Raw genomic sequence first — 13,361 nt, 5'->3', positions numbered from 1 at the left:
CCCGAGCATGAGAGATATGTGCGGATAGCGTCTTTCGCTCGCCCTTCGTTCATTAAGTTTACGATGCCAGCGGAGGGGCGGTCAAGATGATCCGCTCTTCGACACGCCCGCCATGAGCGCGGGTGACCTCCAGTACCGCCGACGACCTCATCCCTAACCAGACTGCGGCGTTTTCGCTTTACCAGATTCGGACATTTCCGTTGCCGCAAGTGATATGGCGGCATCCAGATGTGGAGGCAAGTTCAGGCTCTCCAGCAACCATTTGACAAAGAGGCGCACCGGCTTGCGGATCGGGCGGTTGCGTGGAATGACCAGCTTGTGGCCGCTGTCGTAAAGTCGTCCCCCTGCCTGCGACAGCGGTGCAACCAAGCGGCCGCTTGACAGGTCCTCTTGGGCCAGTCTCATTGATTCAAGGGCGATGCCGAGTTCGTTGCGGGCTGCGGAAAGGGCCATGAAGCTGCGATCGAAGCGCAATGCCCGGTTCAAAGACTTGTTGATGCCGTTGACCTTGAGCCAATCGTCCCACCGCACCTGTTTCTGGTCACTCTGGATCAACGGAAAAAGCGCAATATCATCGATGCATCCGATTTGGTTCGCTATCGCGGGAGCGCACAGGGGTGCGACTTCTTCTTCTCCCAGCAGGAGGGAGGTCACACCTTCGGCCCGCACAGGACCGTAAACTATATCCAGATCGAAATCGTCGGTGGCGAAGCGGGCATATTGCGTGTCTGCCGACAGGCGAAGCTCGATCCCCTCGTGGCGCGTGGTGAATTGCTTCAGGCGCGGCGCAAGCCAAAGCGCTGCGAAGCTGGGTGCGGAATGGATGCGCAGCAGCGCCGACCCACGCTGACCGACATCCTCGATGCCCCGTCTAATTTCATCGAAGGCAACGGAAAGCCGTGACAGAAGCGCAAGCCCTTCGAGGGTCGGACGCACACCTCTGCCGGCGCGTTCGAAAAGCTGGACGCCCAGTGCCGCTTCAAGCTGACGCACGGAATGGCTGATGGCGCTGGGCGACAGGCGCAGTTCGTCGGCGGCCCCTTTGAAGTTGCCGTATCGCGCTGCAGCTTCGAAACTGCGCAGCATGGAGAGTGTCGCGCCACCGATCATAGGTCTTGATTAACGTGAATCTGATTCATGAATCAATGAGGAATTGTCGTTTGCATCTCAGGTATCGGATGAGTACGCCTTGACGCCGATAGTCGCGCAGTGCCTGCACGGGTACGCAATGGGAGGAAACATGGTCGACATACAGCGCATGGCGCATGCAATCCGGTTTCTCGCCCTCGATTCCATCCTGAATGCCGGCGAAGGGCATCAGGGCGTACCACTTGGCATGGCCGAAATCGCGGCAACCCTTTACGCCAGGCATCTGAAGATTGACCCGTCCGAACCGCTCTGGCCGGACCGCGATCGCGTCGTGTTGTCGAACGGCCATGGCTCGATGTTGCTTTATGCGCTGCTCCATCTGGCCGGCTACGACCATGTCTCGGTTGATGCGCTCAAGAGTTTCCGCAAGCTTGGATCTCTGTGCGCCGGTCATCCCGAGATCGAACAGCACGCCGGCATAGAGATCACAACCGGGCTGCTTGGCCAGGGCATTGCCTGCGCGGTCGGCATGGCGGTAGCCGAGGCGCGGCTGGCGGCGCGTTTCGGCGCGCCTTTGGTCGAACATCGAACCTGGGCCTTTGTCGGTGATGGCTGCCTTCAGGAGGGGATCGGACAGGAGGCTGTTTCTCTGGCCGGCCATCTACAGCTCGGCAAGCTCACGTTCCTGTGGGACGATAATCATATCACCGACGATGGTGACACGGACCTGTCGACCAGCGAGGACATTCCGGCACGATTTCGCGCTGCCGGATGGCACGTCCATGCGGTTGATGGTCACGATATAGAGGCCATTTCGATGGCGCTTGATGCGGCAAAGGCTGATCCGCGACCGTCGCTCATTGCCTGCCGGACGACGATCGCGCGCGGCATTCCCCGCCTTCAGGGCCAGCGCGGCGGCCATAGCGCGCCTTTGAAGGTGGAGGATTCTGAGCAGGCGCGTGCTCTTCTCGACTGGCCTCACGCGCCTTTCGACATACCGGCGGAGATCCTTCGCGATTGGCGCAGCGCGCTTGCCAAGGGCAGCGCCGCGCACGAGGCCTGGCGCTTGAGGCTGGAAGTCTATCCGGACAAGGCCGAATTCCAGCGTTGGATATCGGGCGGCCTTCCCATGGACTGGTCCTCGCAGATCGCGGCACTGCATGCGGCGGCCGGGCGCCAGATCGAGCCAAGGGCAACGATACTGTCGTCCGGCGATCTCTGCGACGGGCTGGTGTCCGTGCTGCCGGAGACCTTGGTTCTTTGCGCCGATCTCGAAGCGCCGACCAACCACAAGCGCAGCCGTGGCGCCTTCGATGTGCGCGACCGCAGCGGCAGCTATGTCCACTGCGGCGTCCGGGAACATTTGATGGGGGCAATGGCGGATGGCATTGCCGCCCATGGTGGTCTGCGCCCCGTCAATGTCACCTATCTTGCCTTCGCCGATTATGAACGGCCCGCCATGCGCATGGCCGCGCTGATGGGTCTGCCGGCACTGTTCGTTTTCAGCCACGATTCCATTGGCGTCGGCAGCAACGGGCCGACCCACCAGCCCGTCGAGGTTCTGGCGAGTTTCCGCGCCATGCCGAACATGCTAGTCTTCCGACCCGCCGATGCGATCGAGACCGCCGAGGCCTGGCAGGTTGCCATCGAACATCGCAGCGGTCCGAGCCTTCTGGCCCTGTCGCGCCAGGCGGCTGTGCCTGTGCGGATGGAGACGGACGAAAACCGCACCAAACGCGGCGCCTATGTGTTGCGCGAGCCCGCAGGCGGCCGTGATGTGACGTTGATTGCGACCGGAACCGAGGTGAGCCTTGCCGTCGCCGCGCAAGCAGAGCTTGCTCACCTGGGGATCGCTGCCGCCGTGGTGTCCATGCCCTCGTGGGAATTGTTCGAAATGCAGGGTATGGATTATAGATCCGCCGTGCTTGGTGAGGCGCCGCGCATCGGCATCGAGGCGGCGCTGTCCTTCGGCTGGGAGCGCTGGCTGCGGCCCGAGGATCGCTTCATAGGCATGAGCGGATTTGGTGCTTCCGCGCGCGCGGAGGTTCTTTACGAGCATTTCGGCATTACCAGCCGGCGCATCGTGGACATGGCGAAACAGATGGTGGCAGGAGTGGCTGCGTGAGCCGTATCGTTTTTCTTGACCGGGACACGATCAGTCCCGATATCGACGTGCCGCGTCCCGGCTTCGATCACGAGTGGATCGTCTTCGCAAAGACTGCGCCCACGCAGACCGCCGAGCGCATTCGCGATGCGGAGATTGTCATCACAAACAAGGTACGCATCGACGCCGATGTTCTCGATGCGGCACCCGCTTTGCGGCTCGTGGCGGTCGCTGCCACCGGCTACGATTGCGTGGACATCGCGGCCTGCGCGGCGCGCGGGGTCACCGTCTGCAACATACGCGGATATTCGGTCAACACGGTGCCGGAACATGTCTTCGCGCTACTTCTGGCGCTACGCCGCAGCCTGGTGCCGTATGTGTCGGAGGTGCGCGACGGCGCATGGCAGCGGGCCGGACAGTTCTGCTACTTTTCCAATCCGATCCGCGATCTCGCCGGATCGACCATGGGCATTGTCGGCAAAGGGGGCATCGGCGGAAAGGTTGCCGCGCTGGCTTCGGCCTTCGGCATGGAGGTGATCTATGCGGCTAGGCCCGGCGAGACTGCCGCGCCCGGTCGGATCGCCTTCGACGAGTTCTGCGCCCGTACCGATGTGATCTCGCTGCATTGCCCGTTGACGGAGAGCACAAGGTCGCTCCTCGATGCCAAGGCCTTTTCGGCCATGCGCAAGCAGCCCATCATCATCAACACGGCGCGCGGAGCGCTGATCGACCTCCCCGCCCTGCGCGAAGCCCTGGAGGCACGGAAAATCTCCGGCGCAGGCCTTGATGTCGCCGATCGCGAGCCGCCGCCGGCCGACGATATCCTGATGCAGCTTGCCGGCGATCCGCGCGTTCTGGTCACGCCGCATATTGCCTGGGCCTCGAGAGAGGCGCAGAAGACGCTTGCGCGCCAGCTTTGCGACGTGATCGAGTCGTTCCAGCGCGGTGCACCGATCAACTCGCTGACACCATAAAGAACGACGCGATCGATGACAGACACCAAGGCCCTTCTGCGCAGCATGTTCGAGACGGCAATCAACGCGGCGCGGCCTGGCATTGTTCTGCCGCCGGCGCTGCCGCCGCGTCCCCCGACTGGTCGGGTCGTCGTCATTGCCGTTGGCAAGGCGGCGGCAGCCATGGCGGCGGCGGTCGAAATGGTCTGGGGGCCGTGCGAAGGATTGGCATTGACGCGCTATGGCCACGGCGTGCCGACGCAATCGATCGAGGTGGTGGAGGCGGCTCATCCTGTTCCGGACAAGGCGGGGCAGGACGCGGCGCGGCGCATTCTGGCGCTGGCCGAAAGTCTTGGTGCGGGCGACACGCTCCTGTTTCTGATCTCGGGTGGGGCCTCCGCGCTTTTGTCCGCTCCGCTTTCCACAATCACTCTGGACGAAAAGGCGGCGCTGACGCACGCCCTGTTGGCGAGCGGGGCGACGATCACCGAAATGAACAGCGTGCGCCGACATCTCTCGTCAGTGAAAGGCGGACGCCTTGCCGCCGCAGGCCATCCGGCCCGCTGTCTCTCCTTTGCCATATCCGATGTGCCGGGCGATCGACCGGAGGTGATAGGCTCAGGCCCGAGCGTGCCCGATCCTACGACGCAGGCCGACGCGCGCGCCGTGCTCGCCAAATATGACATCCCGGCACCGCCATCGATCACGTCCGTTCTGGCAGATCCTTTTTTCGAAACACCCAAGCATGACGACCCGCGTCTGGCCCGTGGTCAATTCAAGCTCATTGCCACACCGCAAATGATGCTCGCCGCGGCCCAGGCGGCTGCGCCCCTGCCCTGTCATTTGCTCGGCGATGCTATTGAGGGCGAGGCGCGCGAGGTCGGCCGCGCCTTTGGGGGACTGGCGCGTGCCGTTAAGGAAGGCAAGTCCGCCTTCATGGCGCCCTGCATTCTTCTTTCCGGCGGTGAAACAACCGTCACGCTGCCGCCAAAGGCCGACGGAAAAACCGTGGGCAGAGGTGGCCGCAATGTCGAATTCCTGATGGGCCTTGCCGGCGAAATTGCCGGCGTCGAGGGCATCTTCGCGCTCGCCGGCGACACCGACGGGATCGATGGTGCCGCAGACGTCGCCGGCGCCTATGCGGATTGGACGACGCTCGAGCGCGCACGCACAACGGGCTACCCGCTTGGCGCGGCCATGGCGGCGTATGATGGGCACGGCCTCTTCGAGCGCCTGGACGACCGGATCGTCACCGGGCCAACCCATACCAATGTCAACGACTTTCGCGCCATCCTGATCCAGTCCTGAAGCGAGCGTTCCGCACGCATTGCGATGGCAGTCGATAAGCCGAAGCCTATTTCCTCTTTTCAACGAAATGCTTTAGCTTCCAGACATGCGTGATCTCAATCTCAAGGCAACCGAATATTTCGAAGCGGCCGCCCGACTGGGCAGCGTGACCAGGGCGGCGGAGGAACTGGGCATTTCCCCTTCCGCAGTGAGCCAGCAAATATCGCTTCTCGAGGCACAACTCGGGGTGAAACTCTTTCGGCGCGAGAAACGCAGGCTGCTGCTGACGCTTGACGGAGACCGACTTTTTCAGACAACAACACAAGCCTTCGGGGCCATCCGCAATGCGCGCTCGGCAGTCTCCTTCCAGCGAGACCGACGCAATTTCGTCATTCGCGTCAGTCCCAGTTTCGGGGTGCGGTGGCTTGGGCCGCGCGTCGGCGCCTTCTGCGCGGACAATGAAGAATGGAACATGCGCATCGATGCCACGCCCGACTTTTCGGCTTTTGAAACGGAAAATGTCGATGTGGACCTCCGCTATGGCCTCGGCACCTGGAGCGGGGTTTCCGTGACGCCTCTGATGCATGATCTGGTCCTGCCGTTGTGCAGCCCGGCCTATCTGGAGCGGCTGCGACAGATCGATCCGGATCCCGCCCGCCAGCTGGCACAGGCGCGGCTGATCGACAGTGTGAAGACACTTTATCGCTGGGACCTTTGGCTTGCCTCCAACCAGATCCATATTCCGAACGTGAGTTACCCCTTACGCTTCGACCGATCGTCCATGTCGATCGAAATGGCAAAGCAGGGCGGAGGCATCGCGCTTGACAGCGTTACGCTCTGCCTCGGAGAACTGGAGCGTGGCGAGCTTGTGCCGTTCTCGACGGCCTTCGAAGTCATCGACTTCCCCGCCTATTGGTTCGTCTGTCCGTCACGGCATCTGAACAGACGGATTGTCCTGCGCTTTTTCAACTGGATGATGTCGGCCTGCAAGAACCACGACGATTCTGCCCGTGCGCATCTAGCAGGCCTGGGCTGCCGGTTCCGCATGGGGTTACCCACCGATCTCATCGACGTCAAACCCTGGGGTCTGTGACGCGCCGGGAAAGAGTTGTTAAGCCTGACTTCACATGTCTTTCGGATTTCTTAAAATATTTTCTCTGCTGTAGATGCTATCTCTCAGGCACAAACAGTCGGGAGGAAACGATGAATTTGGCAAGCAGCCCGGTGGCGCGTTCCAACGTGTCGCTGGCACTTCGGGCATGGAATATCCGGCGCAAGGCCCTTCTTATGGGCCAAGTTCAAGGCCAGGGCTACATCGGCCAGGCGCTCGGCATTGCGGATGTTCTGGCCGCCTCCTATTTCCACGCGCTTGAATACCGCTCCGAAGATCCGGAATGGGAGGGACGCGACCGCTTCCTCCTGTCGATCGGTCACTATGCCATCGCACTCTATGCCGTGTTGATGGAAGCAGGCCTCCTGCCCGAGGAAGAGCTTGAAACCTATGGCATGGATGACAGCCGCATGCCGATGTCGGGCATGGCATCCTACACGCCAGGCATGGAAATCACCGGCGGTTCGCTCGGACACGGATTGGGCATCGCCGTCGGCATGGCCATGGGCCTGAAGCGCAAGAGCAACAAGGCATTCGTCTACAATCTCATGTCGGATGGTGAACTGGGTGAAGGATCGACGTGGGAAGCCGCCATGTCGGGCGCGCATCACAAGCTCGACAACCTGATCTGCCTTGTCGATTTCAACAACCAGCAGGCCGACGGCAAGTCGACCGAGATGCTCTGCTCCGAGCCGCTGACGGAAAAGTGGCAAGCCTTCGGCTGGCACGCCCAGCGAGTCGATGGCAACGATCTTGCCGCCGTCGTCGCCGCATTCGATGCCGCGCGTGACCTCACGCAAGCCAAGCCCCGCGTCATCATCTTCGACACGACCATGTGCAAGGGCGTGCCCTTTCTGGAAAGCCGGGAAATCACCCATTTCGTTCGCGTTGACGCCGATGAATGGGACAAGGCGCTTGCAGTTCTGGAAGAAGGAAAGCCCGCATGACGCTCGCATCCATGGCTCGCAAATACGAAGCCCGCAAGCTTCCCGAGGGCGAACGCCAGGCAACCTCTGCGATGATCGCATCGCTGGCCGCCGAAGGCTACGCCACCGTGGCCGCTCCGTTCGGACAGGCCCTTATCGAGGCCGCTCAGAAAGATGAACGCATCGTTGGTCTCACGGCCGATCTCGGCAAATATACCGATCTGCATGTCTTCGCCAATGCCATGCCGGACCGTTTCTATCAGATGGGCATGGCCGAGCAGGTGCTGATGTCAGCGGCGGCCGGACTTGCACGTGAGGGTTTTATGCCCTTTGCAACGACTTATGCCGTCTTTGCGTCGCGCCGCGCCTACGATTTCATTGCCATGGCGATTGCCGAGGAGAACCTTCCCGTTAAGATCGTCTGCGCCCTGCCAGGGCTTACGACCGGCTATGGTCCGAGCCACCAGGCCACCGAGGATATCGCCATCTTCCGTGGACTGCCCAATATGACGATCATCGATCCGTGCGACGCCGACGATATTCTCGGCATGGTGCCGGAAATGTGCGCCCATCAGGGCCCTGTCTATGCGCGACTTCTCCGGGGCAAAGTTCCTTCCGTGCTCAGGAAACACAAGCCCGATTACAAATTCAAGCTCGGCAAGGCCCAGCCGATCCGCGAGGGTCGAGATGTTCTCGTGATATCGACGGGCCTGATGACCATGCGTGCGCTGGACGCTGCCGTAAAGCTTGCCGAAGACAAGGTGGATGTGGCGGTCCTGCACTGCCCCACCATCAAGCCCCTCGACCTTGAAACGATCGCGGCGGAAGCCTCCAGGGGCGGGCGCCTCGTCGTGACCGCCGAAAACCATACGGTGGTGGGCGGATTGGGCGAGGCCGTCGCCGCAGGTCTTCTTTCTCGAGGGATCGCGCCGAAATTTCGCATGATCGGTCTGCCGGACCAGTTCCTTGAGGCAGGCGCGCTGCCAACCTTGCACGACATGTACGGACTTTCGGTCGATAAGGTGGCGCAGAAAATTCGGGAATGGCTCTGAAGGCCGCCCCGGAGATCCAATAAATTTACGGAGGAATGAGACCCATGGGTCTACTGAAGGGAAAATTCGCGATTATCACGGGGGCTGCGTCGGCACGCGGGCTTGGAAAGGCAACGGCAAGGCTGTTTGCCGAGCATGGGGCGACGGTTGCAATCCTCGACCTGAACGCCGATGCCGCAATGGCCGCAGCCGCGGACCTGGGTCCTGATCATGTCGGTCTTGCCTGCAACGTGACCGACAAGGCGGTCTGCGAGGCAGCCGTGGCGGGACTCGAAAAGCGCTGGGGTCGCATCGACATCCTCGTCAACAATGCCGGCATCACGCAACCGCTGAAGATCATGGATATCGAACCGTCGAATTACGATGCCGTGCTCGACGTGAACCTGCGCGGCACGCTTTACATGAGCCAGGCGGCCATTCCGGGCATGCGCGAGCGCAAATCCGGCTCGATCGTCAATCTGAGTTCGGTGTCTGCTCAGCGCGGCGGCGGTATCTTCGGCGGACCGCATTATTCGGCGGCGAAGGCGGGCGTGCTTGGCCTCACAAAGGCAATGGCGCGGGAGCTTGCTCCGTCTCAGGTCCGGGTGAATGCCATCTGCCCCGGCTTTATCGCGACTGACATCACGGACGGCAAGCTCACACCGGACATGCTCGAAAAGATCGTCGAGGGCATACCGCTGGGCCGTGCGGGAGAGGCCTCGGATGTCGCCGGTTGCGCATTGTTTCTTGCGTCGGATCTTTCGGCTTATTGCACGGGTACCGAAGTGGACGTGAACGGTGGTTCCTTGATCCACTAGGGCATGAGTCCGAGTTGGCAAGGCCGCAAGAGGAGCTGCGGCGGACCTTGTCATCAACGCTTGTCACGCTCCGGAAATTGAGTTTGGTTCGCCGGCGGCAGATCCGCCGGCAGCCGTTGGGGGAGATCTGAAACAAAGCAATGGCCGCAAGGCGGCCTGCCTGTTTCGGGCCGCGCGTGAAAAGCCCCGGTCACACCCCGGCTTGGCACTAGCGGGGGATCATTTGAGGAGGAGAAAAACATGAAATCGAGCTGCATAACCGCTGTTGCACTGGCAGCGACTTTGTCCGCGAGCGGCGCGTTCGCCGACCAGATCACCTTTGCGCATGGCGCGAATCCGGGAAACCCCCGGTTCGTGGCTGCCGAGGAATGGGGCAAGATCTACGCCGAATGCACGGGCGGCAAGACCAAGGTTGATGTCGCTCCGTCGGCAACGCTGGGTGACGACGTGGAATTGCTGACCTCGGCGATCGGCGGCGTCATCAATGTGACGGCCAACAGCCAGGGCGCAGTCTCGCAGGTCGTGCCGGAAGTCGGCCTTCTGGGCCTGCCTTTCCTCTTCAAGGATTTGCCTGCGGCCTGGAAGGTCCTCGATGGCCCTGTCGGTCAGATGCTCGACGATCGCGCCCAAAAACACGGCCTGAAAATCCTGGGATTCTGGGATAATGGCATCCGCCAGGTCAGCACCCTCAAGGGTACGGTCAAGGAACCAGCCGACCTGAAGGGGATCAAGATCCGCACACCGCCAGACCAGATGACCATCGACATCTTCACAGCTCTGGGTGCGGCGCCTGCGCCGCTGGCCTTCTCGGAATTGCCGACGGCCTTGCAGTCCGGCGTCTTCGATGCGCAGGAAAATCCGCTGACCAACATCTACTCGTCGAAGATCTACCAGATCACCAAAAACATCACGATGACCGGCCACAAATATGAAAGCACGCCGGTTGTCGCGGGTCTGGCCTGGTGGAATGAGCTGGACAACGCGGGACAGGACTGCGCGCTCAAGGCCACAGCGGAAGCCGGGAAAATGCAACGCGATCTCTCGCTGGAAGGCGACCAGACGCTGCGTCCTAAGATGGAAGCGGAAGGCGTTGTCTTCGCCGAAGCCGATCATGACGCCTATGTGAAGGCGACGGCCTCGGTCTACGACAAATACGCCAAGCAATATCCTGAGATCGTCGACATGCTTAAGAAGGCAGCGGGGCAATAATGTCCGGCCGCACGCAGTCTTCCGAAAAAACGGTGGAGGGGCCGATGGCCCCCCTCATCCGGTTCATGCTCCGCCTGAAGATGGTGTTGGACTGGAGCGGTCGCGTTATCGCCGCCGTCTCCCTCAGCGCTCTCTTCGTCGTTCTGCTGGTCAATGTGGTCCTGCGTTATTTCTTTAATTCGGGCATCGCATGGGCCTATGAGATCCACGGACTGTTGCTTCCGTGGCTTGTGGCGGGCGGCCTACTGATGGCGGCCGCACATGGCCGAAACATTGCAGTAACGCTGTTGCCGGAAATGCTCGGACCGCAATGGTATCGGCCGATCATGGTGGCGGTTCACCTCTGCGCCTTGGTCATCTGCGTCAGCGTTCTTAGCTCCAGCTCGCCCATCTTGCGCGCGGCGCAATACCAGATGTATTCGACCATGCCGATCAGCCAGATTTGGGGCTATTACAGCATCATCTACGCATTCGGCGGGATGGCTTTCATTGCCACCGCAGATGCTCTTGCACTCCTGCTTGGGCACGCCGTCACTGAAATCGATGTCAGCAATTCCAGCCTGAGCTGAGGAGACTTTCTCATGTCTGCCGTAATGATATGGGTCTTCATGATCCTACTGGCCATCGCAGTGCCCGTGGCCCATGCCATGCTTGGCGGTGTGGCTGCAGCGCTTTGGCTCGCGGATCGCCCGCTGGCCGTCATCACCCAACGGCTGTTCTCGACGACACAAAGCTTTCCGATGCTTGCGGTGCCGTTCTTCATCCTCGCGGGCAGCTTGATGATGTCGGGCCGCTTCGGCGTCTATCTCGTCAATATCGCGCGTCTTCTCGTGGGGAACTTCAAAGGCGGCCTCGGTCAGGTATCGATTATCGGATCGGTCATGTTCGGAGGCGTGTCGGGGTCTGCCGTTGCCGATGCCACGGCCATGGGAAATGCCCTGATTCCAGTGCAGCGCGAAGCGGGCTATCCGCGCGGGTTTTCGGCGGCGATCAATGCCTCCTCGTCAACGATTGCCGTGCTTATCCCGCCTTCGATCCCGCTCATTCTCTTCGGTCTTGTCTCCAATGTCTCCATAACCGACCTTTTCGTGGCGGGTATTGTGCCCGGCCTCCTTCTGGGTTTCGGCATGTCGGTTGCGGTCTGGTGGGTCGCGCGCAAAGAGAACCTGCCGCGCGCGCCGCTGGCTGGAGGCTTCAAGGCATTTCGCGGTGAAATCCTTACAGCGCTCCCGGCACTTTTCATGCCCTTCTTCGTCATTGGAACGCTGCGTTTCGGCGTTGCGACGCCGACAGAAGTCAGCGTCATGGCCGTAGCCTATGCTCTCCTGATCAGCGGCGTGGTCTATCGCGACCTGAGCTTTCGAACACTATGGCGCGCAGCCTGCGAAACCGCGCTCATGACGGGTGCTGTCATGTTCATCATCATGGCATCATCGACCATTCAATGGCTGCTGACCGCCGAACAGGTTCCTCAGCATCTTGCGGCCTGGGTTACGTCCTACTTCAGCGAGAAGTGGATGATCATTCTGGCGATGAACATTGTCATGCTGATCGTCGGATGCTTCCTCGATCTTCCCGCAGCCGTCCTGCTGCTTGGCCCGCTCTTCGTCACGATCGGTAGCGCCATTCACCTGGACCTCGTGCAGCTCGGCTTGATGATGGTGGTGAACCTGTCCATCGGACTTTACACGCCTCCTGTCGGTACGACGCTTTTCATTTCCTCCGCCATCGCCAAAAGCGGCATCGGTGAGACGGTCAAGGCACTTGCGCCATTCTATGCGGTTGCGGTTGCCGTGCTGTTGGCCATGTCTTACTTTCCGATGCTCACTATTTATTGACTCGGTCACGGCGGCACTTGAGAATCGACCCCAATTCGGGGCGTCAAAAAGGGCATCGTAAACTTAATGAACGAAGGGCGAGCGAAAGACGCTATCCGCAGATATCTCTCATGCTCGGGCAATTTTCGCCCACAGGCTCATCGCCTCCGCACGCAGTTCGCGATGATGGCAGGAGGTGATGTCGTGGCGCGGGATGTGAAACAGGTTGGCGATCGGGTCATGGATGGAGACGAAGCATTGTAGATGTCGCCGTGATTTGAAGCGCTGCATGATCCGCTCTCGCCGCCGGACTGGCTGGTGAGAACTCTCCGCCCGATTATTCAACCCCTTGTGGGAGCGATGCTCGACACCCGGCATGATCTCTCGCTTTGCTGCGCCGTAGGATTGCAGCTTGTCTGTGATCATCACTCGGGGCAGCCGTCCCTGGCCCTTCAAGAGCTTGCGCATCAGTCGCTTGGCGGCCTGTGCATTTCGGCGGCTTTGCACGAGAACGTCCAAAACGAAACCGTCCTGGTCAACGGCGCGCCACAGCCAATGCTTCTTGCCGCGGATTGAAACAACGGCTTCATCGAGATGCCACTTGTCCCCAAGTCGACCGGATGATCGACGACGGATCTCGTTGGCAAAGGTGCGGCCGAATTTCTCCGCCCACAGCCCGACGGTCTGATGCGAGACAATGATCCCGCGCGCAGCCAGCAAGTCCTCGACCATGCGCAGGCTCAGAGGGAAACGGAAATAGAGCCACACGGCGTGGGCAATGACGTCAGCGGGAAAACGGTGTCGGCGATAGAATGGTTCGCGGTCTGTCATGGCCCGTCATTCGCACATCAAATTCCAGATTCCGTTAAGTTGACGATGCCTACGGATGGCACTGTAAACTTATCGGCCTGCGGTCAAAGGATGGCAGGGAGGCACGGCATCAGGCTACCTTGAGATGAGCGATCTCGCGCCACGTCTGCATGGCCGTTGCTCGTAGTTCACGATGGTAGACGGAT

General features: G+C 60.8%; 12 protein-coding genes. 10 read left to right on the top strand and 2 right to left on the bottom strand.

Features of this window, described 5'->3' with window-relative positions; all coding sequences use genetic code 11:
* Positions 1 to 153: 153 nt before the first annotated feature.
* Positions 154 to 1,086, bottom strand: coding sequence for a LysR substrate-binding domain-containing protein (locus LQK84_RS24680; RefSeq protein WP_230831444.1), 933 nt, complete (start codon positions 1,084 to 1,086; stop codon positions 154 to 156).
* Positions 1,087 to 1,240: 154 nt separating this feature from the next.
* Here LQK84_RS24680 and tkt point away from each other — a divergent pair, with 154 nt between their 5' ends.
* The 10 genes from tkt to LQK84_RS24630 all read left to right on the top strand — a co-directional run bounded on the left by tkt (position 1,241) and on the right by LQK84_RS24630 (position 12,366).
* The gene (tkt, locus tag LQK84_RS24675) at positions 1,241 to 3,214 is read left to right on the top strand and encodes a transketolase (protein WP_165223244.1); all 1,974 of its coding nucleotides are present in this window, start codon (positions 1,241 to 1,243) and stop codon (positions 3,212 to 3,214) included.
* Entirely contained in the window at positions 3,211 to 4,167 is a 957-nt protein-coding gene (locus LQK84_RS24670; RefSeq protein WP_165223247.1) for an NAD(P)-dependent oxidoreductase, read from the top strand. Before tkt ends, LQK84_RS24670 begins: the two co-directional genes overlap by 4 nt.
* A gap of 15 nt (positions 4,168 to 4,182) precedes the next feature.
* On the top strand, positions 4,183 to 5,454 hold the full coding sequence (locus LQK84_RS24665) for a glycerate kinase type-2 family protein (RefSeq protein ID WP_230831443.1): 1,272 nt from the start codon (positions 4,183 to 4,185) through the stop codon (positions 5,452 to 5,454).
* 85 nt (positions 5,455 to 5,539) lie between these two features.
* A complete protein-coding gene (locus LQK84_RS24660) occupies positions 5,540 to 6,526 on the top strand; it encodes a LysR family transcriptional regulator (RefSeq protein WP_165223253.1) in 987 nt (328 codons plus the stop codon).
* A 110-nt stretch (positions 6,527 to 6,636) separates the two neighbouring features.
* Complete coding sequence (locus LQK84_RS24655; RefSeq protein ID WP_165223256.1) at positions 6,637 to 7,491, top strand: transketolase; 855 nt, start codon at positions 6,637 to 6,639, stop codon at positions 7,489 to 7,491.
* Complete coding sequence (locus LQK84_RS24650) at positions 7,488 to 8,522, top strand: transketolase family protein (protein ID WP_442967020.1); 1,035 nt, start codon at positions 7,488 to 7,490, stop codon at positions 8,520 to 8,522. The genes LQK84_RS24655 and LQK84_RS24650 overlap by 4 nt, the downstream gene beginning before the upstream one ends.
* A gap of 44 nt (positions 8,523 to 8,566) precedes the next feature.
* Positions 8,567 to 9,319, top strand: coding sequence for an SDR family NAD(P)-dependent oxidoreductase (locus LQK84_RS24645; protein WP_230831442.1), 753 nt, complete (start codon positions 8,567 to 8,569; stop codon positions 9,317 to 9,319).
* Positions 9,320 to 9,559: 240 nt separating this feature from the next.
* On the top strand, positions 9,560 to 10,528 hold the full coding sequence (locus tag LQK84_RS24640) for a TRAP transporter substrate-binding protein (RefSeq protein ID WP_165223265.1): 969 nt from the start codon (positions 9,560 to 9,562) through the stop codon (positions 10,526 to 10,528).
* 44 nt (positions 10,529 to 10,572) lie between these two features.
* Positions 10,573 to 11,097: a TRAP transporter small permease gene (locus LQK84_RS24635; protein ID WP_165223268.1), complete on the top strand. Its 525-nt coding sequence runs from the start codon at positions 10,573 to 10,575 to the stop codon at positions 11,095 to 11,097.
* A 12-nt stretch (positions 11,098 to 11,109) separates the two neighbouring features.
* Positions 11,110 to 12,366, top strand: coding sequence for a TRAP transporter large permease (locus tag LQK84_RS24630; RefSeq protein ID WP_165223271.1), 1,257 nt, complete (start codon positions 11,110 to 11,112; stop codon positions 12,364 to 12,366).
* Between the two features lie 108 nt (positions 12,367 to 12,474).
* Here the strand turns inward: LQK84_RS24630 and LQK84_RS24625 are convergent, their stop codons facing one another.
* Positions 12,475 to 13,176 (bottom strand): IS6 family transposase, encoded by a 702-nt coding sequence (locus tag LQK84_RS24625; protein WP_230831441.1) that lies wholly within the window; start codon positions 13,174 to 13,176, stop codon positions 12,475 to 12,477.
* Between the last annotated feature and the right edge of the window lie 185 nt (positions 13,177 to 13,361).

The organism is Rhizobium sp. C4, from assembly GCF_021026315.1.
GTDB lineage: Bacteria > Pseudomonadota > Alphaproteobacteria > Rhizobiales > Rhizobiaceae > Ensifer_A.
The sequence above is the reverse complement of the archived record's forward strand: the minus strand, read 5'-3'. Positions and strand labels throughout refer to the sequence as shown.

Bases quoted from the DNA above. Each gene is read 5' to 3' on its own strand.
- LQK84_RS24680 (WP_230831444.1), bottom strand. From the start codon at position 1,086: ATGCTGCGCAGTTTCGAAGCTGCAGCGCGATACGGCAACTTCAAAGGG.
- tkt (WP_165223244.1), top strand. From the start codon at position 1,241: ATGGTCGACATACAGCGCATGGCGCATGCAATCCGGTTTCTCGCCCTC.
- LQK84_RS24665 (WP_230831443.1), top strand. From the start codon at position 4,183: ATGACAGACACCAAGGCCCTTCTGCGCAGCATGTTCGAGACGGCAATC.
- LQK84_RS24660 (WP_165223253.1), top strand. From the start codon at position 5,540: ATGCGTGATCTCAATCTCAAGGCAACCGAATATTTCGAAGCGGCCGCC.
- LQK84_RS24655 (WP_165223256.1), top strand. From the start codon at position 6,637: ATGAATTTGGCAAGCAGCCCGGTGGCGCGTTCCAACGTGTCGCTGGCA.
- LQK84_RS24650 (WP_442967020.1), top strand. From the start codon at position 7,488: ATGACGCTCGCATCCATGGCTCGCAAATACGAAGCCCGCAAGCTTCCC.
- LQK84_RS24645 (WP_230831442.1), top strand. From the start codon at position 8,567: ATGGGTCTACTGAAGGGAAAATTCGCGATTATCACGGGGGCTGCGTCG.
- LQK84_RS24640 (WP_165223265.1), top strand. From the start codon at position 9,560: ATGAAATCGAGCTGCATAACCGCTGTTGCACTGGCAGCGACTTTGTCC.
- LQK84_RS24635 (WP_165223268.1), top strand. From the start codon at position 10,573: ATGGCCCCCCTCATCCGGTTCATGCTCCGCCTGAAGATGGTGTTGGAC.
- LQK84_RS24630 (WP_165223271.1), top strand. From the start codon at position 11,110: ATGTCTGCCGTAATGATATGGGTCTTCATGATCCTACTGGCCATCGCA.
- LQK84_RS24625 (WP_230831441.1), bottom strand. From the start codon at position 13,176: ATGACAGACCGCGAACCATTCTATCGCCGACACCGTTTTCCCGCTGAC.